Annotated in this window: 21 protein-coding genes; 8 read left to right on the top strand and 13 right to left on the bottom strand. The window is 63.5% G+C overall.

The window, feature by feature from the left end; translation table 11 throughout:
* Positions 1 to 17: 17 nt before the first annotated feature.
* Positions 18 to 3,752: a vitamin B12-dependent ribonucleotide reductase gene (locus IVB05_RS22670; protein WP_247778137.1), complete on the bottom strand. Its 3,735-nt coding sequence runs from the start codon at positions 3,750 to 3,752 to the stop codon at positions 18 to 20.
* A 738-nt stretch (positions 3,753 to 4,490) separates the two neighbouring features.
* On the opposite strand from IVB05_RS22670, the gene IVB05_RS22665 reads away from it, so the two are divergent.
* On the top strand, positions 4,491 to 5,390 hold the full coding sequence (locus tag IVB05_RS22665) for a DMT family transporter (RefSeq protein ID WP_247778136.1): 900 nt from the start codon (positions 4,491 to 4,493) through the stop codon (positions 5,388 to 5,390).
* 41 nt (positions 5,391 to 5,431) lie between these two features.
* On the opposite strand, the gene IVB05_RS22660 is transcribed toward IVB05_RS22665, so the two are convergent.
* Positions 5,432 to 6,133 (bottom strand): metalloregulator ArsR/SmtB family transcription factor, encoded by a 702-nt coding sequence (locus IVB05_RS22660; protein WP_247778135.1) that lies wholly within the window; start codon positions 6,131 to 6,133, stop codon positions 5,432 to 5,434.
* 9 nt (positions 6,134 to 6,142) lie between these two features.
* Here IVB05_RS22660 and IVB05_RS22655 point away from each other — a divergent pair, with 9 nt between their 5' ends.
* Both IVB05_RS22655 and IVB05_RS22650 read left to right on the top strand, forming a co-directional pair.
* Entirely contained in the window at positions 6,143 to 7,573 is a 1,431-nt protein-coding gene (locus IVB05_RS22655; RefSeq protein WP_346771771.1) for an MFS transporter, read from the top strand.
* A gap of 233 nt (positions 7,574 to 7,806) precedes the next feature.
* Positions 7,807 to 8,871, top strand: a complete 1,065-nt coding sequence (locus IVB05_RS22650; RefSeq protein WP_247778134.1) for a 2-dehydropantoate 2-reductase — start codon at positions 7,807 to 7,809, stop codon at positions 8,869 to 8,871.
* A 109-nt stretch (positions 8,872 to 8,980) separates the two neighbouring features.
* Here the strand turns inward: IVB05_RS22650 and IVB05_RS22645 are convergent, their stop codons facing one another.
* The 5 genes from IVB05_RS22645 to IVB05_RS22625 form a co-directional block, all read right to left on the bottom strand.
* Positions 8,981 to 9,274: a type II toxin-antitoxin system RelE/ParE family toxin gene (locus tag IVB05_RS22645; RefSeq protein WP_247778133.1), complete on the bottom strand. Its 294-nt coding sequence runs from the start codon at positions 9,272 to 9,274 to the stop codon at positions 8,981 to 8,983.
* Complete coding sequence (locus IVB05_RS43780) at positions 9,271 to 9,702, bottom strand: hypothetical protein (RefSeq protein ID WP_346771770.1); 432 nt, start codon at positions 9,700 to 9,702, stop codon at positions 9,271 to 9,273. Before IVB05_RS43780 ends, IVB05_RS22645 begins: the two co-directional genes overlap by 4 nt.
* Before the next feature lie 260 nt (positions 9,703 to 9,962).
* The gene (locus tag IVB05_RS22635) at positions 9,963 to 10,295 is read right to left on the bottom strand and encodes an HNH endonuclease signature motif containing protein (RefSeq protein ID WP_247778132.1); all 333 of its coding nucleotides are present in this window, start codon (positions 10,293 to 10,295) and stop codon (positions 9,963 to 9,965) included.
* A gap of 111 nt (positions 10,296 to 10,406) precedes the next feature.
* Positions 10,407 to 12,641 carry an ATP-binding protein gene (locus tag IVB05_RS22630; RefSeq protein ID WP_247778131.1) on the bottom strand — a complete coding sequence of 745 codons (2,235 nt, stop codon included), beginning with the start codon at positions 12,639 to 12,641 and terminating at the stop codon, positions 10,407 to 10,409.
* Between the two features lie 18 nt (positions 12,642 to 12,659).
* Positions 12,660 to 13,064, bottom strand: a complete 405-nt coding sequence (locus IVB05_RS22625) for a response regulator (protein ID WP_247778130.1) — start codon at positions 13,062 to 13,064, stop codon at positions 12,660 to 12,662.
* Between the two features lie 180 nt (positions 13,065 to 13,244).
* Here IVB05_RS22625 and IVB05_RS22620 point away from each other — a divergent pair, with 180 nt between their 5' ends.
* The gene (locus IVB05_RS22620; protein WP_247778129.1) at positions 13,245 to 14,135 is read left to right on the top strand and encodes a DMT family transporter; all 891 of its coding nucleotides are present in this window, start codon (positions 13,245 to 13,247) and stop codon (positions 14,133 to 14,135) included.
* A gap of 60 nt (positions 14,136 to 14,195) precedes the next feature.
* Here the strand turns inward: IVB05_RS22620 and IVB05_RS22615 are convergent, their stop codons facing one another.
* Positions 14,196 to 14,882: a BA14K family protein gene (locus IVB05_RS22615; protein ID WP_247778128.1), complete on the bottom strand. Its 687-nt coding sequence runs from the start codon at positions 14,880 to 14,882 to the stop codon at positions 14,196 to 14,198.
* A 279-nt stretch (positions 14,883 to 15,161) separates the two neighbouring features.
* Between IVB05_RS22615 and IVB05_RS22610 the strand changes: the two genes are divergently transcribed.
* From IVB05_RS22610 to IVB05_RS22600, 3 genes are all read left to right on the top strand, one after another.
* Positions 15,162 to 15,572, top strand: coding sequence for an NADH:ubiquinone oxidoreductase subunit NDUFA12 (locus tag IVB05_RS22610; protein ID WP_247778127.1), 411 nt, complete (start codon positions 15,162 to 15,164; stop codon positions 15,570 to 15,572).
* Positions 15,573 to 15,658: 86 nt separating this feature from the next.
* Positions 15,659 to 16,099, top strand: coding sequence for a MarR family winged helix-turn-helix transcriptional regulator (locus IVB05_RS22605; RefSeq protein WP_247778126.1), 441 nt, complete (start codon positions 15,659 to 15,661; stop codon positions 16,097 to 16,099).
* A gap of 69 nt (positions 16,100 to 16,168) precedes the next feature.
* The gene (locus IVB05_RS22600; RefSeq protein ID WP_247778125.1) at positions 16,169 to 16,873 is read left to right on the top strand and encodes a hypothetical protein; all 705 of its coding nucleotides are present in this window, start codon (positions 16,169 to 16,171) and stop codon (positions 16,871 to 16,873) included.
* Between the two features lie 441 nt (positions 16,874 to 17,314).
* Here the strand turns inward: IVB05_RS22600 and IVB05_RS22595 are convergent, their stop codons facing one another.
* Positions 17,315 to 18,019, bottom strand: coding sequence for a DJ-1/PfpI family protein (locus IVB05_RS22595; protein WP_247778124.1), 705 nt, complete (start codon positions 18,017 to 18,019; stop codon positions 17,315 to 17,317).
* Between the two features lie 129 nt (positions 18,020 to 18,148).
* Here IVB05_RS22595 and IVB05_RS22590 point away from each other — a divergent pair, with 129 nt between their 5' ends.
* Positions 18,149 to 19,087: a GlxA family transcriptional regulator gene (locus IVB05_RS22590; RefSeq protein ID WP_247778123.1), complete on the top strand. Its 939-nt coding sequence runs from the start codon at positions 18,149 to 18,151 to the stop codon at positions 19,085 to 19,087.
* A 17-nt stretch (positions 19,088 to 19,104) separates the two neighbouring features.
* On the opposite strand, the gene IVB05_RS22585 is transcribed toward IVB05_RS22590, so the two are convergent.
* The 4 genes from IVB05_RS22585 to IVB05_RS22570 all read right to left on the bottom strand — a co-directional run bounded on the left by IVB05_RS22585 (position 19,105) and on the right by IVB05_RS22570 (position 23,063).
* Positions 19,105 to 19,617, bottom strand: coding sequence for a hypothetical protein (locus IVB05_RS22585; protein ID WP_247778122.1), 513 nt, complete (start codon positions 19,615 to 19,617; stop codon positions 19,105 to 19,107).
* A 129-nt stretch (positions 19,618 to 19,746) separates the two neighbouring features.
* Positions 19,747 to 20,583 carry an endonuclease/exonuclease/phosphatase family protein gene (locus tag IVB05_RS22580; protein WP_247778121.1) on the bottom strand — a complete coding sequence of 279 codons (837 nt, stop codon included), beginning with the start codon at positions 20,581 to 20,583 and terminating at the stop codon, positions 19,747 to 19,749.
* Between the two features lie 86 nt (positions 20,584 to 20,669).
* The gene (locus tag IVB05_RS22575; RefSeq protein ID WP_247778120.1) at positions 20,670 to 21,551 is read right to left on the bottom strand and encodes a hypothetical protein; all 882 of its coding nucleotides are present in this window, start codon (positions 21,549 to 21,551) and stop codon (positions 20,670 to 20,672) included.
* A gap of 291 nt (positions 21,552 to 21,842) precedes the next feature.
* Positions 21,843 to 23,063 (bottom strand): citrate transporter, encoded by a 1,221-nt coding sequence (locus tag IVB05_RS22570; RefSeq protein ID WP_247778119.1) that lies wholly within the window; start codon positions 23,061 to 23,063, stop codon positions 21,843 to 21,845.
* Between the last annotated feature and the right edge of the window lie 10 nt (positions 23,064 to 23,073).

Below are 23,073 nucleotides of genomic sequence, written 5' to 3'. Positions count from 1 at the left end.
TCTTGTTCAGCTAACGCTTACGAACACCCCGTCGTACTGCCACACGTATCGCACTTCATGCAGGTCCCATTCCGCACCAGCGTGAAGTTGCCGCACTCCGAGCACATCTCGCCTTCGTAGCCTTTGGCTTTGGCTTCAGCGCGGCGTTCGGCTTTGGAGGGGGCGATGGCCTGGGCGGCGGCGCCTGATTTGCTCCACTGCAGCTTTTCTGTCGGCGACAGGTCGTGCTGGGATTCCTGCTTTAGCGCGACCGCGCCTTCATGGGCGTCGGAGGCGCGGGCGCTGGGGCCATGTCCGGCGATGGCGGTGACGTTGTGGGAGCCGCGGGCATCCGCGTCGACGCCGCGCATGACGACCAGATTATCCGTGCGCGAGCGGGTCAGGCCCTTGGACAGATATTTGGTGGCCTGGTGGCTGTCGGACGGCTCCTTGCCTTCCTCGACGCCCTTGCCGAGCGCGTCGAAATTCGACTCGGTCGGATCGACATGGGCGAGATCGAAGCGCGACATGTAGCTGACCGCGAGTTCGCGGAACACATAGTCGAGGATCGAGGTCGCGTACTTGATCGAGTCGTTGCCCTGCACGGGGCCCGCCGGCTCGAAGCGGGTGAAGGTGAAGGCGTCGACATACTCTTCCAGCGGCACGCCGTATTGCAGGCCGAGCGAAACCGCGATGGCAAAGTTGTTGATGAAGGAGCGGAGCGCGGCGCCTTCCTTGTGCATGTCGATGAAGATCTCGCCGATACGGCCGTCGTCATACTCGCCGGTGCGCAAGTACACCTTATGCCCGCCGACGACCGCCTTCTGGGTGTAACCCTTGCGTCGGTCAGGCATCTTCTCGCGCTCGCGCATCACGACGATGCGCTCCACGAGCTTCTCGACGATCTTCTCGGAAACTTGCGCGGCACGCGCCGCCATCGGCTTCTCGTAATACGCCTCGGTCGCATCTTCCTCGTCGTCATCATCGCTGATGAGCTGCGAGTTCAAGGGCTGGCTCAGCTTCGAGCCGTCGCGGTAGAGCGCGTTGGCCTTCAGCGCGAGCTTCCAGGACAGCAGATACGCCGACTTGCAATCCTCGACGGTGGCGTCGTTCGGCATGTTGATGGTCTTCGAGATCGCGCCCGAGATGAACGGCTGCGACGCCGCCATCATGCGGATGTGGCTTTCGACCGACAGGTAACGCTTGCCGATCTTGCCGCAGGGGTTGGCGCAGTCGAACACCGCATAATGTTCTGCCTTGAGGTGGGGAGCTCCCTCGACCGTCATCGCGCCGCAGATGTGCACGTTGGCGGCCTCGATCTCGCGCTTGGTGAATCCAACAGCCGAGAGCAGGTCGAAGCCGGGGGCTGCGATCGCTTCCGGTGCGATGTTGAGCGTCTCGCGCAGAAAGTCCTCGCCAAAGGTCCACTTGTTGAAGGCGAACTTGATGTCGAAGGCGGTCGGCAGCGCCTTTTCAACCTTGGCCAGGGCTTCGTCGGTGAAGCCCTTTGCCCTCAGGGTGGAAACATTGATGCCGGGTGCATTGGAGAGCGAGCCGTGGCCGACAGCGTAAGCCTCGATCTCCGCGATATCAGCCTCGCTGTAGCCGAGCGTCCGCAGCGCCACCGGCACCGCCTGGTTGATGATCTTCCAGTAGCCGCCGCCGGCGAGTTTTTTGAACTTCACCAGCGCGAAATCAGGCTCGATGCCGGTCGTGTCGCAATCCATCACGAGGCCGATGGTGCCGGTCGGCGCCACCACGGTGGTCTGCGCGTTGCGGTAGCCGTTGAGCTCGCCGAGCTCGAGCGCCTTGTCCCAGGCCGCCTTGGCGTGGGTGATGACGTCGGCCTGCGGGCAGGAGGCGTGATCGAGCGGCACGGGATTGACCGCCAGCGCCTCATAGCCGCGGCTCTCGCCATGCGCCGCACGGCGATGGTTGCGGATCACACGCAGCATGTGCTGGGTGTTCTTCTTGTAGCCGGGGAAGGGGCCCAATTCCTTGGCCATCTCGGCCGAGGTCGCATAGGCGACGCCGGTCATGATCGCGGTCAGCGCGCCGCACAGCGAGCGGCCTTCCTTCGAGTCGTAAGGCAGCCCCATGGTCATCAAGAGACCGCCGATGTTGGCAAAGCCGAGGCCCAGCGTGCGGAACTCGTAGGAGAGTTCGGCGATCGCCTTCGAGGGGAACTGCGCCATCATGACGGAGATTTCGAGCACGATGGTCCAGAGCCGGCACAGATGCTCGTAGGATTCGACGTCGAACCGCTTTGTGGTGGTCGAATAGAACGTGATCAGGTTGGCGGACGCCAGGTTGCACGCCGTGTCGTCCAGGAACATGTATTCCGAGCACGGATTCGACGCGCGGATGTCGCCGGACGCCTTGCAGGTGTGCCAGTCGTTCATGGTGGTGTTGAAGTGCAGGCCGGGATCGGCCGAGGCCCAGGCGGCGTGGCCGATCTTCTCCCAGAGCTCGCGGGCCTTGAGCGTCTTGGTGATCTTCTTGTTGGTGCGGCCGATCAGGTTCCAGTCGCCGTCGGTCTCGACCGCGCGGAGGAAGTCGTCCTTCAGCGAGACCGAGTTGTTGGAGTTCTGGCCGGATACCGTGAGATAGGCTTCCGAATCCCAATCGGTGTCGTAGGTCGGGAAGTCGATGTCCTTGTAGCCTTGTTTGGCGAACTGGATGACGCGCTTAATGACGTTGTCGGACACCAGCGCACGGCGCGCCAGCTTGATCTCGCGGCGCAGCGCCGGGTTCTTCTCAGGATCAAAACAGTCGTCGCCCGAGCCTTCGCAGTTCACGCAGGCCTTCAGCACGGCTTTCAGGTGCTTCTGGTTGATCTTGGAGCCGGTGACGAGAGCGGCAACCTTCTGCTCCTCCTTCACCTTCCAGTCGATATAGGTCTCGATATCTGGATGGTCGGCGTCGACCACGACCATCTTGGCCGCGCGGCGCGTGGTGCCGCCACTCTTGATAGCGCCCGCGGCGCGGTCGCCGATCTTGAGGAAGCTCATCAGGCCGGACGAGCGGCCGCCGCCGGAAAGCTTTTCGCCTTCGCCGCGCAGACGGGAGAAATTGGAGCCGGTGCCGGAGCCGTATTTGAACAGGCGCGCTTCACGCACCCAGAGGTCCATGATGCCGCCCTCGTTGACGAGGTCGTCACCCACGCCCTGGATGAAGCAGGCGTGCGGCTGCGGATGCTCGTAAGCCGACTTCGACTTGGTCAGCTTCCCCGTGAACGGATCGACATAATAATGGCCCTGGCCGGGGCCATCGACGCCGTAGGCCCAGTGAAGCCCGGTGTTGAACCACTGCGGCGAGTTCGGCGCGACCATCTGCTTGGCCAGCATGAAACACAGCTCGTCGAAGAACGCCTGTGCGTCTTCTTCTGACGAGAAATAGTTGCCCTTCCAGCCCCAATAGGTCCAGCAGCCGGCGAGCCGATCGAACACCTGCTTGGCGCTGAGTTCGCTGACGAAACGCTCGGATTCGGGGAGAAGCGCCAGCGCCTCGGTGTCGGGCACCGAGCGCCACAGCCAGGACGGCACGGTCTCTTCCTCGACCTTCTTCAGGCGCGCGGCGACGCCCGCTTTACGAAAATACTTCTGGGCCAGCACGTCGGAGGCGACCTGCGACCAGAACTGGGGCACTTCGACATTTTCCAGCCGGAACACGATCGAACCGTCGGGGTTGCGGATCTCCGATGTCGTCAGCCTGAAATCAATCCCTGCATAGGGTGACTGGCCGGAAGTGGTGTTGCGCCGTTCGATTCGCATTGGTCGTGCCCCGTCTTCTTGACCGGTCCGCTTTTTTGCGGTTGCCGGATGTTATCAATGAGCGAACCATCGGCACCAAGGTTGAGGACAACCTTGGGCCTGAGATCCGCAAGCTCTACCGGTAGACCCGGCCCTGTTTCTGTCTTCGCCACCCCGAGGTCCCGCCGATCGACGGGGCCAATCCCTCAACTCAACGCCGCAACTTGTCTCCTGGGCCAGTTTCAGCCCGTTTTTCGTCCCCCCGGATCACCCCGTTTCAAAGGCAGACAAGCCCTCGATCCGTGCCTCGACCGGCCGACGGAGTGCTCGTTAAGGAACCCATTTGGGAGCGATCGGCGGGACCCAAAACTCACTCGCGCCGTCCAGGAGAAGGCTAGGCCAAACCCGTCGCGCCCGTCAAGGACTAGTACGAGTTCCTGAATCAAATACTAAATATGGTGGAAAGTGAGGGATAACAGGGGGTGATGCCGCCCTGTGATGCCGCCAAGTATCAGTGAGTCCTCAGGGATTCCCAAGGGAAAAAAAATGTTCGGGCGTGTGGAAAGTTGGCTTCGCCCCGCTGTTCACAGGGCAGGTATTTTTTCAGCCGCCGGGATTGCGTTCCCGAGACTCACGTAGGGCTACGGACCGCGCTTCCGTATGGCTACGGGGAGGGAGGTCTGGCATGTCCGCGCACCCGTGGCCGGAGGGGCAGATACGCGCCATGGTGCGGGCTGATTCCATCCCTTGCCGGGCTCCATGACAGAATCAAAACCCACCAGTGCGGGTGCGCGGATCGCGCCCGCCGGCCTGATGTTCCTCGCCATCACCTCGGTGGGCTGGGGCTTTAATTGGCCGGTCACAAAATACCTGCTGAGCGAGCTGCCGCCGCTGACGCTGCGCGGCACCACCGGCGTGATCGGCGCTGCGCTGTTGGCCGTGCTGGCGCTGGCGCGCGCCCAGAGCCTGAAGGTCGAGCGGCATCTGTGGCCGCGGCTGATGCTGGCAGCGCTGCTCAACGTCACGGGCTGGATGGTGCTGATGGGGCTGGCGCTGTTGTGGCTGCCGGCGAGCGAGGCGGCGCTGATCGCCTACACCATGCCGGTATGGGCTTCGCTTCTGGCCTGGCCGGTGCTCGGCGAGCGGCCGACTGTCCTGCGCACGGTCGCGCTGGTGATGGCGTTCGCGGGCCTTGCCGCCATCATGGGCGGCAACGGCATTACTGCCACGACCGAAAAACTGCCGGGCATGGTGATGGCGCTGTGCGGCGCGCTCGGTTTTGCGCTCGGCACCGTGCTGGCGAAGAAGCTGCCGGTGCCGCTGCCGCCGATCCCGGCCGCGGCCTGGCAGATCGGGCTGGGATGTTTTCCGATCGTCATCATCGGCCTCGCCATCGAGACCACGCATATAGAGAAGGTGACGCAACTCGGCTGGTGGCTGCTGGTCTATTCGACCGTGATCCAGTTCTGCATCGCCTATGTGAGCTGGTTCGCGGCGCTCGCCCGCCTGCCGGCCTCGGTGGCGGCGATCGGCACCATGGCGGTGCCGGTGATCGGCGTCGTGGCATCGGCGATCGCGCTCGGCGAGCCGCTCGGCGTGACGCAGATCGTGGCGCTGGTGTTTACGCTCGCCGGTGTGGTGCTGGCGACGCGGTCTTAGCCGCCAGCTTGGGGAAGGCGAGGGCCATCGCCCCCAAGTTGTCACTGCTGACGCTTGCCAATCCGGTAAGCGCAGCGACGGGCACCGGCGAGAATATGATCGATGCGCTCGACGGTGACGTCGGTCCCCAGCACGGCGCGGAAGATCGCCAGTTCTGAACGACAGAGACCCTGGCAGGCTGCCGCCGCCGCGCAAACCGGGCAGTGGTTCTCGACGAACAGAAAGCTTTCTCGCGTGTCTTTGACGACGCTCGCCATGTAGCCCTCGCGGCTTCGAATTTCTGCGAGGACGGTCAGCTTTTGATGAAGCGAGCGTCGCTCTCCGACGAGCTTGCGGTAATCTGCAATGCTCGCATGTTCGCGGTGCTCGATCAGCCGTTCCAATCCGCGCTCTCCAAAGACGTCGCGCATGGACCGCAACAGATCAAGTGTTAGATCGGAATGACGGTCGGGAAATCGTTCGTGACCTCGCGGCGCCAGCCGCCAGTATTTCCTTGGCCGTCCCCGTCCTTCGTGCCGATCCTCGCTTTCCACCAGACCTGCCGTTTCGAGCTTGACGAGATGCTGACGCGCGCCGGCCGCGGTCATGTCGAGGCGTGCCCCGACGTCGGCCGCGGTCTGCGATCCGAGGGTCTTCAGGTGAAACAGGATGCGATCCTGACTGCGATCTTCGTCTTGATTCATGCGCCCTTGATTTAGAAAGAAATTACTATCTAAAATAACCTGGACGTCGATTGCTGGCAATCCCGGCGTATGAGTCCCGGAATGGAAGCAACAGGCATGCAGCAGAACCCGGGGCGCGAGGGATGGCGATCGCTCCTCAGATGGGAGTGGATACCTACGCTCGGGATCCTGCTGGGCGGTGTGCTGCTTCAATCGATGAACGTTCTGATGCTGACGACCGTGCTGCCGTCCATCGCCGGTGAACTGGGCGGCGTCGCCATGTTGAGTTGGCCGACAACCGCATTTCTTGCGTCATCCATTGTCGCGGCGAGCTGTGCCGGCATGCTCGCGGCTGCGGTCGGTCCCCGGGCGGCCTACTGCGCCGGTGTAACGATATTCGGTCTCGGAGCGTTGCTTTGTTCGCTCGCGCCAACAATGGGCTGGATCGTCATCGGCCGGCTGGTACAGGGATTCGGCGGTGGGTTGGAGGCGGCCGCAGCCTATGTCGCGGTGCGAGCGACTTTTCCGGAAGCCGTCTGGTCACGGACGATTGCATTGATGTCGACCAGTTGGAGCATGTCTGTCTTGCTGGGGCCGCTGGTCGGCGGAATGTTCGCCCGCTTCGGCAATTGGCGCGGTGCGTTCGTCGCGACCGCGATCGTCGCAGGCATACTGGCTGTCAGCGCCTATGTCATCCTGCCGCCGGGCACGTCGGAACGCCGGACACCCGCTGCACGCCTGCCGGCCGGACGCGTCGCATTGATCTGGCTCGCGATCGCCGGGATGTCTTCAGCCTCGATCGTCGATGCATCGTTTGCCAAAACCGGCCTGATCGTCCTTGCGATTGGCGCGCTGGTGGCGATGCTGCGGCTTGATCGTGTCGCGGCGGCGCCGCTGCTGCCGAGCGATGCGTTTTCATTGCACACGCCAACCGGCGTAGGGTTGTGGCTGGCGCTGCTGCTTTGCATCACATTCAGCCCGTTGCAGATATACGTGCCCATCTTCCTGCAGCACTTGCGCGGACTGGATCCACTGGCGGCCGGTTTCATGGTTGCAAGCGGCTCACTGGGATGGACGATCGCGTCCCTTGTCACGGCCGGCGCATCCGGGTCATGGCCAGACCGATTCATGCTGGCCGGACCGGTGGTGATGGGCATCGGCCTAATGGCTATCGCGTCGCTGCTCCCAAGCTCTGCGGCGACGCTGGCCTTGATCCCGGCCATCGTCGCGCTGGGAATGGGCATCGGCCAATGCTGGCCCTTTGTCGCCCACCGGATCATGAGCGGCGCCAAAGCGGGTGATGAGGTCGTCGCGGCCTCCTCGGTCCCCACCGTCCAGCAGACCGGGTTTGCCCTGGGCGCGGCGCTCGCGGGCCTGGTTGCAAATGCCAGTGGCTTCTCCGCCGGGGCTGCGGATGAAAACATGATGCAAGTGGCGTTCTGGGTGCCAGCAAGCTTCGTCGTGCCAGCGGCCATCGCCTGCCTGGCGGGCTTGCGCCTGCGCCACCTGCGGAAGCCCTGAGGTTTCGCCTGGCGAGCCGCGCGGAGTGACGCAGGTGATGGCGCTGGTGTTCACCCTGGCCGGCGTGGTGCCGGCAACGCGGTCCTAGGAATACTTCCCTTTTAATTCCGTCCTAGCGGACCGCTATGTGATTGTAACACCTATCAATTCGTTGTATGCCACGGGCGAAATTTCGGTCCCCGCAGGGTCGGCGGTCAAGAAGAATCCGGCATCATTTGTGAAAGAGACAGAGTATGGCGCGCAACATTTTGATCCTTGGAGCCTCCTATGGCTCCTTGCTGGCGACGAAGCTTTTGATGGCGGGTCACAACGTGACCCTGGTTTGCCGGAGGAAGACGGCAGACCTCATCAACCGCGACGGCACTGAGGTTCGCATCAAGCTGCGTGACGAGGCGGTGCACCGCGCGATCTTCTCGCGCGATCTGCCCGGCAAGCTGGACGCCACCACGCCCGCCGAGGTCGACCTTTCCCGCTACGATCTGGTCGGCCTTGCGATGCAGGAGCCGCAATACACCAACCATACGATCCGGGTTCTGATGATCAAGATCGCTACGGCGGGGCTTCCTTGCCTTTCGATCATGAACATGCCGCCCTTGCCCTATCTCAAGCGCATCCCGGCGCTGGCGGACATGGATCTGGAGGAGGCCTATACCAATGCGTCGGTATGGGAGCGGTTCAAGCCGGGACTGGTGTCGCTCTGCTCGCCCGATCCGCAGGCCTTCCGTCCGCCGGAAGAGGCCGCGAACGTCCTTCATGTCGGCCTGCCGACAAACTTCAAGGCCGCGGCCTTTGAAGACGAGCAGCACAACAAGATGCTTCGCGAGCTCGAAGCCGATATCGACGCGGTGACACTGGATGGCAAGGACGTTCCGGTGAAGCTCAAGGTGTTCGACTCGCTGTTCGTTCCGCTGGCGAAATGGTCGATGCTGCTGACCGGGAATTACCGCTGCATCACGCCGCACGAGCCGCAGTCGATCCGCGACGCCGTGCACGGCGATCTAAAACTCTCGCAGGCGATCTATGACCATGTCGACGGCATCGCCCGCCGTTTGGGCGCCGATCCGTCGGATCAGGTGCCTTTCGAGAAATACGCCAAAGCGGCGGAAAGCCTGCTCAAGCCGTCATCGGCGGCCCGTGCGGTTGCCGCCGGCGCGCCCTTCATCGAGCGGGTCGACCTCCTGGTGAAGCTGATTTCGCATGAGCTTGGCGCGCCCAATGCCGAGATCGACCGCACGGTCCAGACCGTCGATCAGAAGCTGAACGAGAAGATCGTGGCGGGCGGATCCGGCTCGGAGTGAGGAGCGCGTAAGCGCAACTCGGGAAGGGCGCCACGGCGGATGGGCACTACCCATTCACCGCGGAGCCAGACGCTACGTCCAGTTCTGGGCCAAGCATGCTGGCCCGAACTCACTCCGATCGTATCCTGTCGGAAGGATCGCGCGCACCGTGACGCACCGCGTGAATGATGATCTCAGTGTCGGTCGTCTCGTAGAAGATGAGATATGGATAAGGTGCCGTTGCGACGCGCCGAATGGTAGAGTCGTCGGTTACGGCGCCAGCCAGCGGATACTGCAGGACCAGATCGATGACCGCGCGAATTCGGGTATGGATGCGCGCAGCTCCCTGCGGGGAACGATCAGCGATGTAGTCCAGAATCGATGTAAGATCGGCGAGCGCGGGAAGCGTATAACGCAGCTTCATAGGCCGTGCTTGGCCCATACGGCCCGCACCTGTTCGTCGGTTGCAAATTCGCCGCGCTCGGCAGCGGCCTTGGAACGGGCAATCGCCTCGCGCTCATCGGGCGAAAGGACAACGGGCGCAGCTAGATCGGAGCCCGCAAGCCGCATGATAGCGCGCGCGATGTCATCCTGGTCGTCTGCGGGTAGGCGACGCACGGCGTCCATGGCTTCGTCAAGGAGCTTTGTCATGGCCACAATATAAGGTTGGGAGGCGTCAAAGTCGAGCAGTTGGCTGGGCGGCGGCCTTGCAACCGCAAGCTTGCGTCCGTTACGCGCGGCAATATGGGCTTCGCGCGCGACTTTGGGTGCATCTTCAGGCGGCCGTTCCGCTCCCTTTGCATCTCGCTCATCTGCGGCCGACGATCCATCCATCGGCGCCGAACTGGTCATGGACGCGTTCATAATGACCGCGCAGGATATCTCGAGAGATGCCCTTCGCCGGCGAGGTGAAGCGGCTCGGATGCAGGCGACCGGTCGATCGACGCGCCCATATGGCAGATGATGCAGGGGCGCATGGGTCTTTTCCTCGCCTACTTCCGGCTTCTCAATGCGACCAGCGCGATGAATGCTGGCGACGACTGACGGCGCCTCAGGCAGTAGAGATAATAGCGATCAGCGCCACTGCCGCCCTTCGGGCGCGGATCATGCCCCTAGATGGCAAGTTGCTTCACCAGTTCGGGAATAAGCTGCTTGAGCTGCCCGTGACTGATGAGCGGCGAAGCGGCGATCTCGGCAAGTCGCCGTTCGACGTGGGCCCATTGCTTCGTCTCGCGCGGGTCGGTGTCGCCCTTGGCGAGATTGCAGGGGTAGCAGGACAGTACGCGGTTGCTCCTGCTATTCGGACCTCCCTTTGCGAGCGGGATGAAATGGTCGATGCTGGCCTTGACCTTGCCGCCCGTCTTTATCCGGGGGAGTCCAACGTCGCAGTAGGCACATCGCCCGCCCCAATCGAAATAGCAGCGCTTGTAGATCACGTCGGCCATTAGCCTGAACTCCCCCGAATCCCTTCACCGAACGTCTTCCTCCTCCATACACCAGATCGGCATTGAAACGACGCCGCAGCAAGTGAGGAGAAGCTAGCGCCTTCCGCCAGTTCACCCCGTCAGCGCGCGGCGGATCATGTTAGCCAATTGGGACTTCCGGTAGGGCTTGGTCAGCAGCAGCACGCCGGGGTCGAGGCGGCCCTGATGCACGATGGCGTTGTCGGTATAGCCTGATGTGTAGAGCACCTTGATGCCGGGCCGGAGCTTTGACACCTTCTCCGCCAGTTCGCGGCCGGACATGCCGCCGGGCATGATGACGTCGGTGAACAGCAGATCGAACGCCTGGCCGTCTTCGATCAGGTTCAGCGCCGCCGGTCCATTGGCGGCGCCCACCGTGCGGTAGCCGAGGCTCTGCAATTGCGCAGTGACGAAATTGCGCACCAGCGCGTCGTCTTCCACGACCATGATGGTTTCGTTGCCATGCGGCAGCGGCGCCACCGCGGCTGGCGCGGCCTCGACCTGGCCGCGGGCGGGCGGCAGATAGAGCTTGATCGTGGTGCCGTGGCCGACCTCGCTGTAGATCCGGATGTGTCCGCCCGATTGCTTGACAAAGCCGTAGACCATGCTGAGCCCGAGGCCCGAGCCCTTGCCGACCTCCTTGGTGGTGAAGAACGGCTCGAACACCTTGTCCAGCACGTCCTGCGACATGCCGGTGCCATTGTCGCTGACCGCGAGCATCACATAGGGGCCGGCCTTCGCGTCCGGATTGGCCTGCGCATAGGCTTCGTCGAGCACGACGTTGCGCGTCTCCAGCAGCAGCTTGCCGCCGTCCGGCATCGCGTCACGGGCATTGATCGCCATGTTGAGCAGGGAGTTGGCAAGCTGCGAGGCGTCGATATGGGCCGTCGCCGTTTCCTGCTCGAGGATCGAGTTGACTTCAACCTGCTCGCCAAGTGTCGGCCGAAGCAACTTTGCGATGTCGAGCACGGTGGCGTTGATGTCGACATTGCGCGGCTGCAGCGGCTGGCGGCGGGCGAAGGCGAGCAGATGCTGGATCAGCTCGCTGCAGCGTTCCGCCGCCTGGTCGATCAATTCCGCCGTCTTCTGCAACTTCGGCTCATGCGCGAGGCCCGCGACCAGCGTTTCGGTGGTGCCGGTGATCACCGTCAGCATGTTGTTGAAGTCGTGCGCGACGCCGCCGGTGAGTTTGCCGATGGCGTCGAGTTTCTGCGACTGCTGCAACTTGTGTTCGGTTTCGCGCGAGGCGGTGGCGTCGTGATAGACCAGCGCAGCGCCGCTGATGGCGCCCGAGCCATCGCGCAGCGGCCGGCCGCTGATCATGAGATGAACGGGCGGATTGCCGCTGACCGGGCGCACCACGATTTCGGTGGCGTCGAACGCTTCGCCGCGCAGCGCGCGCGAGGCGGGCATGTCATGGACGAGCAGCGGCGTGACGCCGTCGGCATGAAACACCGTGCTGAGCGAGCGCAGCAGTTCCACCGTCATTCCCGGCCGGAAGCGCAGCATCTTCTCGGCGGCCGGATTGGAGAGCAAAATCTCTCCCTTGGTGTCGATGACCAGCACCGCCTCTGCCATGCTGTGAAAGGTGCTCCGCAGGACGGCGGCCGAAAGCCTGAGTTCGTCATGCGCGGCAACCAGATGCTCGGTGCGCTCGGCGACCGCGGCCTCCAGCGCCTCGTTGGTGGCCTGGGTGGCGCTGAGCGAATCCTGCAGTTCCCGGCGCGAACGGCGGGCCGCCAGCGTCAGTACGGTGGCGAGGACCAGAATCAGTGCGACCCCGGCAAGATCGATCGCCAGCAGGAATGCTCCGTTGGTTTCGGATTCGGCGCGTCTGGCGAAGAGCTGCCGGCGCTCTTCCGCCACCGCTTTTTCGAGGTTGCCGGCGATCGCGGCCGTGGCCGCCCGATCCTCCTGGCCGACGAGTGCTGCGACGGCGACGTTGTCTCCCGCGGTGCGGAGCCTGATCAACTCGCCATTGACGGCTATCTGGCGCTCCACCAGCGCCTTGGTCTCTTCGATCAACTGCTTTTCGGTGGGATTGGCCTTGACGGCTTCGATCAGTGCCGCGAGCGCCAGCAGGATCGCGTCGCTGGCCTCGCGGTATTCCCTGGCGAATTGCTGATCGCTGGTAAGTGCGAAGGCGCGCGCCGCGCTTTCTGCCCGGCGCAGCTGCGGGCGCATGTCGGAGAGTTTCCCGAGTATTCCAAGCGCACGGTCGACGGAAGCGCTATCGGACCGCGACTTGAGGTCCAAACCAATCGAGGCAGCGCCGATAATGAGGAGGATAGCGAGGCCAATTCCAAGGATGATACGCTGCGAGGGCATTGCCAGTTGCTTACTTCATTATTTCGAGTGGCGCGCGGAAGCTTTCGGTGTGGTGGTGCACTGATTGACCGAGGTCAACAGCGCGTCCGGCGTGAAGGGTTTGCGCAGGCAGCATGCCGCGCCGAGCTCGATAGTCATCCGCAGGAAATCCGGCGCGCGTTCGGTGTTGGCGAAGGCGTAGCCCGACATCGCGATGATCGATATGCCCGGCTTGCGCTCGTGAAACATTCGGATCGATTCGAAGCCGCGCATATGCGGCATGAACACGTCGATCAGCATGACGTCGAAATCGCAAGCTTCGAGTGCGCGCATTCCCGCTTCACCACCGTCGGCAACGGTGACCTCGAAACCCTTGCGCGTCAGACAAACCTCGATGGCAACGCAGACCATCGGGTCGTCATCGACCACGAGAACGCGCGGCACGATGCTTCCTTCTTCTTTGGGCGGCGGCCAGGTGACCAGCACATCCCATGTGACGATTAAGTCGAAACGCCGACAGGTCGTCTGTATGATAGAGTGCACATAAAAGTTGTTGAGGGCAATTACGTTTCGCTGTGTCAGAACGAGAACAAATGTACGTCCGGTTCCGGATCTAAGCCCGCCATGCCCCCGATCGATCGCGCGGGGCGGCTGTCGCCGCTCGGGCTCATCCTGCTCGCCGTTACGTCGGTGGGGTGGGGCCTCAATTTCCCGATCATGAAACATTTGCTGACGGAATGGCCGCCATTGTCGTCGCGCGGCCTGTGCGGCATCGCCGGCGCCGCGGCACTGGCGCTGTTTGCGCTCGCGCGGCGGCAGAAATTGAGCGTGCCGCGGCCGATGTGGCTGCGGTTGCTGCTGGTCTCGATGCTGACAATCGGCGGCTGGGTTGCGTTCATGGGGCTGGCGCTGTTGTGGCTCAATGCCAGCGAGGCCGCGGTGCTCGGCATATCGATCCCGGTCTGGGTGGCGTTTCTGGCAAGGCCGATCCTGGGTGAACGGCTGTCGGCACTGCGCGCCGTCGCGCTGACGGTCGCGCTCGCCGGCATCGCCGTGCTGATCGGCGGCAACGGCCTCGAGGCCAGCGTCGAGAAGCTGCCGGGGATCGCGTGCGCGCTGGCTGGCGCGGTGTGCGTCGGCCTCGGCACCGTGCTGACCAAGCATTTCCCGCTGGCGATGCCGCCGCTGTCGCTGGCCGCCTGGCAGATCGGGCTCGGCTGCCTGCCGATCGCGATCGTCGGGCTCGCGGTCGAGCAGCCGCAACTGGCCGCGCTGTCATACGTCGGCTGGGTGTCGCTGCTCTATATGACGCTGATCCAGTTCTGCCTTTGCTACGTGTGCTGGTTTGCCGCACTGGAGCGGCTGCCGGCGGCGACGGCCTCGATTGGAACCTTGCTCGTTCCCGTCATCGGGGTGCTTGCGGCGGCAGCGATGCTGCATGAGCCGCTCGGGCTCCGCGAACTCGCCGCGCTGGTGTTCACGCTCGGTGGCGTCGCGGTGGCGCTACGCGCGTAATTTCGCAAACAAAAGGGCGGCGCAGGGGAATGCGCCGCTCTTCGAACTCACGATATTGTCCTACTGCGCCGGGCAGGGATGCCGTAGTCCGTCATTGCCGAGATAGGTTCCCGACGCCGGATCGTAGGATCGGTATCGCTGCATGCAGTACGCCACGGCATCATCGTCGGCCGGGGGCGCCGCAGCGACCACGCTGTCGTCATAATACCCATACGAGTCGTCGTAGTAGGAGGGGCTGCCGTAATAGCCATAGGTCGACCCGATGCCAACACCGACCGCAACACCCGGCCAGAAGCCGCCGTGACGGTGGCGATGATAATGGCGATAGCCGCCGCCTTGCCAGCCGCCACCCGCGACGGTACCTCCGCCGACGCCGGGCCGAACAATGGCAGGTCCGCGACTGTCCGCGCCGGCAACGACGCCAGGTCTGAAGCCGCGATCGCCGCTGGGTGCAACGGCCGGCCCGCCGGCTCTGAAGCCGCCACCGCCGCTAGGTGCAACGGCCATGCTGCCACCTCGGAAGCCGCCACCACCGCCGGGTGCAACGGAGCCGCCGCCACCGCCTCTCATGCCACCGCCACCGCCGATAGCTGCGCCGCCGCCGCCACCACCGCCGGCCCTGGCACCGCCGCCGCCGCCCGCGCCGCCGCCTCTATCCTGCGCCTGGGCGGCGCTGATGCCCGGCGCGACCATCGGCAACACAAGCGCGATCGCCGCCGCTGTACTCAAAACTTTCAGACTGATCATTGTCGACTCCATTTGCGGGATATAGGCCCTAACCCGTTCAGCGGGCGGACGTTCCCGAGCCCGCGTATTGATTGCGCGCAAGCTGAGCCTGTCAGGTCGGAACTGTATGCGGAATGAACGGATTGCGCCGATTCCGCGACCATGCGCGGGCGCGATGGGCCGTGCAAAGTACCGGTCCGGCAGGGCAGCAATAAGGGCTGCAATATCAGCCTTTGTCTGGACAATCCGGCGCTCCGGTGGCATCAGAGCGGCACGACATCTCGAACCGGCCGAGCCCTCATGAAGCTGTTTCTGCTGAAATTTTTCACCTGGTGGAGCGGTCAGACGTTCGGCACGCAATTGTGGACGTGGCGATTCGGCGAACTGGTCGGCCAGGACGAGCAGGGCAACCGCTACTATCGCACCAAGGGCCGCAAGATCGATCCGACGCTCGGCTTCGAGCGGCGCTGGGTGATCTATAACGGCTATGCCGAGGCGAGCCGGGTGCCGCCGTCATGGCATGGCTGGCTGCATCACACGGTCGATGTCGCCCCGACCGAGGAGAGCTACACGCCGCGGGAATGGGAAAAGCCGCATGTTCCCAACATGACCGGCACGCCCGCGGCCTATCGTCCCTCCGGCTCGACGCTCGCCAGCGGCCGCCGCCCCAAGGCGACCGGCGACTACCAGGCCTGGACGCCGGGAAGCTGAACTCCCGATAAGTTTACCCGCTTCTCGCCGCCACGGTTTTGCTGCGCATTATAGGTGTATATACACGGTGTATATACACTTATTGGATGAAACAGCATTCCGATCGCGATACCGACTACATGGCTTGCGCCGGCTGCTTCTGCCTGGCGTCCCGGCAGGCCGCGCGAAAGATCACGCGGCTTTACGATAGCTACATGCAGGGTTCCGGCGTCCGCGCCACGCAGTTCACGATCCTGTCGCAACTATTGCTCCGCGGCGAAATGCCGATAGGCAAGCTGGCGGGCTTTCTCGGGATGGAGCGCACCACGCTCAGTCGCAACCTGACCCTGCTGGAAGGGAAGGGCTGGATTTCGATCAACGCCGGCGAAGATCCGCGCGCGCGCATGATCGCCATTACCGCGCAGGGGCGCGGCGTCGTTCGCCGCGGGTTTCCCTATTGGTCGAAGGCGCAGGCGCATATCGGAAAGATACTGGGCGCCGACGGTGAGGCCGCGTTGAAGCTTTTGAGTTCGCGCAATCTGGAGTGAGATGATCCGGACGTTTGGCCGACGCTTCGTTCATCTCGATAGGTGTAACTACACGTAAGGAGATGTGTCATGCTGGACTTCATCGGAACCATCGTTCTTGTTGCCGCAATCATCGTCAGCATCAATGCGCTCACCGGCGCGATGCCGGTCAGCCCATCACAACGTCTCGCCCTTTCGATCGGCGCCGGTCTGTGGACGGGCCTGGCTGCCGCGCTCGCTGGCGCGAACCTGTTCCTCGGTTCGAAGTCGGTAGGGCCAGCAATGATCGGTATGGTCATCGTGTCGCCGCTGGTTGCGGCTGCCGTTGCGGCTTCGATCTCGCCATCGGTGCGCGCTGCGCTGCTCGGGATGCCGATGCCCTTCCTGATCGGTCTCAATGTCTGGCGCCTGGGGGGAGGCTTCTTCCTGCTCCTCGCGGCCGAAGGCCGGCTTGCCGGGCCATTTCCATATTCGGCGGGCTGGGGCGATATCATCACCGGCGCGCTCGCGTTGCCGGTGGCCTGGCTCGCGTTGCGCGGACAAGGCAAGGCGCTGGTCTGGGGCTGGAATGCGTTCGGGATGCTCGATCTCGTGGTCGCGCTTGCACTCGGAATCACCTCGGCGAATGGTTCGCCGCTGCAGATCATTCACGCTGGCGTTGGCTCGGCGGGCGTGCAGACGCTGCCTTGGTCGCTGATCCCGACCGTACTGGTGCCGATGTTCCTGATCGTACACGCGGTCATTTTCGTCCAACTGGCTTGGGCCGGCAGGGGTGCGGAGGCGTCGCAACGATGATCATGAGGGTCCCGGCCTGTGGACAACGGTAACAGCGGGGACATTCTTTGGCGCCGCCTTGCGCAAACCGCGCGGTCGCCGTTCAATGGGGACATCCTACGGAGATGGGAAACCATCGCGTCGGTGTCGGGCTCCAGTTCGCGACTGCCCCGATTTGCAGCGGCTACCGATCAGAATACGGCCGGGAGATAGGCCCTTGGTGCAGACGTTCTGAAATCGCCCCGCTAATGTGTGGCTGCCGTAGGAAAGGAAAGGCCGTCTGGGAAACCAGGCGGCCTTTTTCTTTGTGCGGGCAATATCGTGTGTTGTTTTGACATCGTCCGCCTTGTGCGCAATTGCGCACTGGGGCGGACGATCTAGTATCCTGCGGCTTCTCGGCTCCAGCTTACATCGGCGATTACTGGATGCCCGCCCTCGCGGGCATGACAGCAGAGCGAGCGTCTACCCCAACCGCGCGGCAGCGCGGTCGATCATCTCGCCGCGGCGGATTTGCGCCGGCGCAATCCTGTCTTTCATGAAGGCGAGGACTTCCGGCGGCGCGGTGTCCGGCGAGCCGGAATTGAACGGTGGCGCGGGATTGTATTCGAGGCGGAGCTGAATCGCCTCTGCGGTCCTCTGGTCGTGCAGCAGCGAGACCAGCGTCAGCGCGAAATCGATGCCTGCAGTGACGCCGCCGCCGGTGACGCGGTTGCGGTCGACGCAGACGCGCGTCTTGGTCGGGATAGCGCCGAAAGCGCTGAGGAAATCCATCGCCGTCCAATGCGTCGCCGCGCGATAGCCTTTGAGCAGGCCGGCGGCGCCGAGCACCAGCGAACCCGTGCAGACCGAGGTGATGTATTTTGCGCCCGGCGCCTGCTGGCGCAGGAAGGCCAGCATCTCCTCGTCGTTGATCATGTCGTCGGTACCGAACCCGCCGGGCACGCAGATGACGTCGAGCTGCGGGCAGTCCGCAAAGGTCGTGGTCGGCGTCAGCACCAGCACGGAATCGCTCGTGACCGGCTCGATCCGCTTCCAGATCAAGTGCACCTTGGCGCCGGGCAGGCTGGAGAACACCTGCAACGGACCGGTGAAATCAAGCTGGGTGACTTTTGGGAACAGCACGAGACCGATCTGAAGCGGCGTGGAAGTTTGAGACGGCGCGGACATCGTGACCTCCGGAAAATTTGGCTTGACGGGAGGCATCCTGACATGGTCGCCTCGTGTCCGAAACGGCATATTTCCCTCATTTTAGGACATGGGCCAAAATCAGGACCCAGCCAAAAAGCGAGCTGCAAGATGATCGGCGTTCTCGTGTTTCCGGATTTCCAGTTGCTCGACGCCGCCGGCCCGATTTCGGTGTTCGAGATCGGGGCGCGCTACGCCGAAAACGCACCCTCGATCAGGGTTGTGGCGGTGACGCCGGGGCCGGTGCGCTCATCCTCGGGCGTCGAGATGCTCGCACGCGGGCTAAAGCCGTCGGGCGCGATCAGCACGCTGATCGTCGCGGGCGGTGAGGGCGTTCGGCAGGCAGCGAGCTGCGAGAAGACACTCGACTTCGTGCGCGCCATGGCGAGGCGTGGCGTCCGCATCGCCAGCGTCTGCTCCGGCGCCTATATCCTCGCGGAGGCCGGCCTGCTCGACGGCCGCCGCGCCACCACGCATTGGCAGCGCACGCGGCATTTTCTCAAAGCCTATCCGCAGGTGAAGCTGGAGCCCGATCGCATCTTCGTCCGCGATGGCGACATCTGGACGTCGGCCGGGATATCGGCGGGCATCGATCTGTCGCTGGCGATGATCGCGGAGGATTACGGCGACGAGATCGCGCAGAAAACCGCCAAGCAATTGGTGCTCTATCACCGCCGCAGCGGCGGCCAGTCGCAATTCTCTTCGTTGCTGGAATTGAAGGCCCCGAACGGCCGGTTCGGACCGCTATTGGCCTGGGCCCGCGAGAATCTCGATGCGCCGCTCACAGTCGAAGATCTCGCCGAACAGGCCGGCATGAGTGCGCGGCATTTCACCCGCGCCTTCATGGCAGAGACCGGCACCACGCCGTCAAAGGCGGTGGAGCGGCTGCGCATCGAGGTGGCGCGGCAGCGCGTGCAGTCCTCCAGCGAGGCGATCGAGCGTGTCGCGCAAACCACCGGCTTCCGCGATCCGGAGCGGATGCGCCGCGCTTTCATCCGCGCCTTCGGCCAGCCCCCGCAATCGCTGCGCCGCGCGGCTCGGGCCGGGTAGGGGGCATTGGAAAGGCATCACCTGCGGAAATCCACCCGGCCTTGCGTGAAGTAACCGTCTATTCTCTGATCGCTCACCACCAGCCCGACCCAGGGGACCGTGATCTCCGGGTTGTTCAGGTTGATATACTTGCCCACCAGCCGGCGCGGACCTTCGCGCCTTGCGTCGATGAGGCCCCTGCGCTTGCCGGAATCCCAGTCGAATAACAGGTACACGCGGTCTCCGACGATTCTTGCTTCGCCCCGGCCCTGTTTCCATTTATCGGGGGCATCGCCCGGTATGGTCGGGTCCGCAGCACCCTTCCAGCGGCTCGACCACTCGCCTTCGATCGTGTCGCGCTGGTAACTGGTACCTTGAGCGCCCCATGGTTTTGCATTCTCGTCGGCGTCGGATTCTTCCGGTGCCGTGTTGCGAGCAAACTGCATCACGTCATCGTCGTTGGGGTTTGGAACGTCCATGACGCCGAACGGATTTCGGATTGCCGGATCGTTTTCGGATACGGCGGTTCGCTTTGCGCTTTCGGATTTCATTGGTGTCTCCACTGCCACGGCCGTGCTTCACTCCGGACGGCACAGCCTGCTTCGTGAACGTTGGGATCGCAGGATGGAGGCGTGGCGGCCACCCGATTCCGGGGAAACAGCCTTGGGCAGGGCCATTCCTCAGGGAGCGGCGCTGATTTCCAGATCGGCCACAACGCCAAAATGATCACTGAGCCAGATGCCGTCGACCGGCTGGTCGAACGCGAGAGATGCGGCTCGAACCTCGCAGACAGCCTTCGGATGGGCGTCCCAGGAGGCCACGAACACATAGTCGACCCTGCGGCGATGATGCGGCTGGCGAACGATCATGTCGATCTCCGACTTTGCATTCGGATTGTCGACGCTCCAGGTATGGCCATGACCCTCGCCTGCGACCTCCCAGGCGTCGTGATATCTCACGCTCCGCCCGCCCAGTGACTGCAATCCCCTGATGTAACGAATGCTGGCCGCGTCAGGCGTCGCGTTGAAATCGCCGGCGATGATGGTGGGAAGCGCCCGCCGGTGCCGCGCATCGAGATCCGTCAGCGCAACGACCTGGCGTTCCCGGGCCGATTCCGCGGCAAGCCGCCACGACGTCGTCGCCGCAATGAACAAAACGTCGGCTTCGCCGGGCAGCGGCACCGCTACCGCCAGCGAGCACCAGGGGACGTCGTTCGCATCCGACATGCGCAGGTCCAGAACTTCCTCGACCTGATGCGGCCATCGCGTCGCGACGGCGCTGCCACCGAAGCGATCGGCATGCGGCGGAACACTGCGCAAGACGTCAGCCTGATGTGTCCCATACAGGTCGGTGTCATGAATCAATTCGTCGAGCTGCGATCGGTCCGGCGATTTGACGACTTCCTGGAAGGACACGAGATCGGGCGCGAGACGGCGTAGTTCCCGGTTGATCAAGCCGGTTCGCTTCGGATCGCCTTGCCGATTCCAGACGTTGAGCGTGACAACGCGTAGCCGCATCGCCGAAATCCGGATTCATGAATGAACCCGGACAACGTTCGTCAGGAGCGTTGGTTCAGCACTTGCCCGTGGTCATCTGCGCCGGCTTACGCAACGTCGGCTTGTGCGCTCTGCGTCCCCTCCGCGAGCAAGGCATCGAGATCGACGAGCTGCGGATCGTCAGCGTCGGGTTCGCCTAATCCTGCGCTGCCGTGAAGATGCATCAGGGTCTGCACACGGCGGGCGTTGAGATGGTCCACATGCTGATGCTGCAGCGCGACCGTCAGCAGCGCTTTGGGCAGCCCGACCAGGGTAAAGGCAGAAACCTTGCGCACCTCGCCGTCCTCACGCCAGAGCAAGGGATGGAGGGTGTAAATCAACTGCCGTTCGATCTCCGACGATAGCGGCTGCTCCGATTCGGACAGCGTGAGGCTGGCGAGGTTGGCGTTGCCTGCACGTGTGCGCACGGCGGCGGATCGCAGCTCCCAGCATATCAAGTCTGCCGCGGAGAGAACCTCGCGACGCACGGCATCCACGTTGCTCGAGAACCTGGTCGCTTCCGGTATCGACAGCGCACCCTTGGTGACGGCCTCGACCAGCGAGGTGGCGCCGGCATCAAATCCGGGCGCTGCCCGTTCGATCGCCGCAGCCATCGCTTCGATCTGGTCAGCCATGGTGTCGCGGTCGCGCTGCGCCTTGGCATCAGTCAAAGCGCGCTCGGCTGAGGCGACTTGCTCGTCGAACTCCACCAATTCGGCGCGCCATGTCTTGGCGCGGTCTTCGACGGCGCGCATGGCGGCTTCTGCGCGATCGAGCCGGGCGGCGGCAGCCCCGGCCACCGCCAGCCGTTCGGCTGCGGTACGTTTTTCTGCAAGTTCCGCTTCGGCGACGCTCAACCGCTCGGCCAGCTTCTGCCGCGCTGCCAGCTTTTCCTTCAGCGCGTTCTCGAAGCGCTCGATCGGGCCGAGCTCGCGCTTGAAAAATGCCATAGCTCTCTCCTCGCGATCGTGTGCCGAATCATCCGACCGATCGTTGTGTGCCAAAGCTAGTACGAAAGTTAGATAACATTGCGGCCTGAGTCGGTACAGCGCACCCGAGCCGACCAATGGGGATGATGGCCGACGCGAGGCCGGCCACCACCTTCGGGCGCGCGCACTGAGGCGCGCCATCGCTCAGTTGTGCCGCTTCAGGAAGTTGCGCGCTCTGAATATCTTGCGCGGCGTAGATGCGCGCGTTCGAGCGGCGTGACGCCGCCGTTCGCCTGTCAGAATTTAAAGCGGCTAATGCGGCGCGTCGGGGTGCCAGCCGAGTACCGCCAGCATCACGAAAAATCCGACGACATACGCCAGAGCTATGGGCCAGCCCTGGCTGACCCAGCGTCCGACCGACTTGGCTTCCGGATACATGTTCGACAGCGCGACGCCCGCCGACGAGCCGAACCAGATCATCGATCCGCCGAAGCCGACGGCGTAGGCCAGATAGCCCCAATCGTAGCCGCCTTGTTTCAGCGCGAGCGCGGTGAGGGGGATGTTATCGAACACGGCGGAGACGAAGCCTAAGCCCAGCGCGGTCGGCCATGAAGCGGCGGGTAGTTTCTCGACCGGCATCAACGAGGCCGCGGTGACCAATGCCAGAAGGAAGATCGTGCCCTTGAAGGTTTCGGGCATCACCTTCCAATCCGGTGCGCGCAATCCAGCCGTCAGCAGAATGACCGCCCAGACGGCGATGCCGAGAACGGGGATGGTATCGAGCAGAGCCGGGAACTTGAGGTTTGCGGTGATGTTGGCCGCCAGCGCGGCGATCAGAATGGCGGCGACGATGAAAACCCGCGTCGGGTCAATCTTCAGACCTTTCGACGCATCCTTCTGGATCGGCGAGTAGCGCTGTTGCTGAATGGAGGCGGGCACGGCAAAGATCAGCATGGCGACGATGGCCGCGATATAGGCCTCCACCACCGCGAGGGGACTGACGCCGGCAATCCACATCATGGTGGTGGTGGTGTCGCCGACGACGCTGCCTGCTCCGCCGGCGTTCGAGGCCGCGACGATCGCGGCGAGATAGCCGATATGAACCTTGCCTTGAAATACGTGGCGCGCAACCGTGCCGCCGATCAAGGCGGCCGCGATATTGTCGAGGAAGCTCGACAGCACGAACACAAGGACGAGCAGGACAACGCCGCCCTTCCAGTCGTCTGGCAACAGCGCCGGCATCTCATCCGGAATCCGGCTTTCCTCGAAATGCCGGGACAGCAGCGCAAACCCCATCAAGAGCAGGAACAGATTGCCGAGCGTGACCCACTCATGCGCCATATGGTGGCCGAGGCCGCTGAGGCCGGTGCCGTATTTGAAACCGGTGAAGATCAGCTTGTAGATGATAATCGCGGCAAGGCCGGTCAGCGCGACCTGAAGCGTCTTGTGATGAAACAGCGCGACGCCGAGCAGCGTCAGCGCAAACAGGATGAAGTCGACGGGTATCCCGAATACAAGGATGGGTTCGATCACCACGGCCTCG

It is taken from the genome of Bradyrhizobium sp. 170, assembly GCF_023101085.1.
GTDB lineage: Bacteria > Pseudomonadota > Alphaproteobacteria > Rhizobiales > Xanthobacteraceae > Bradyrhizobium.
Note: the sequence above shows the minus strand (reverse complement) of the source record. Positions and strands in the feature narration are given on the sequence as shown.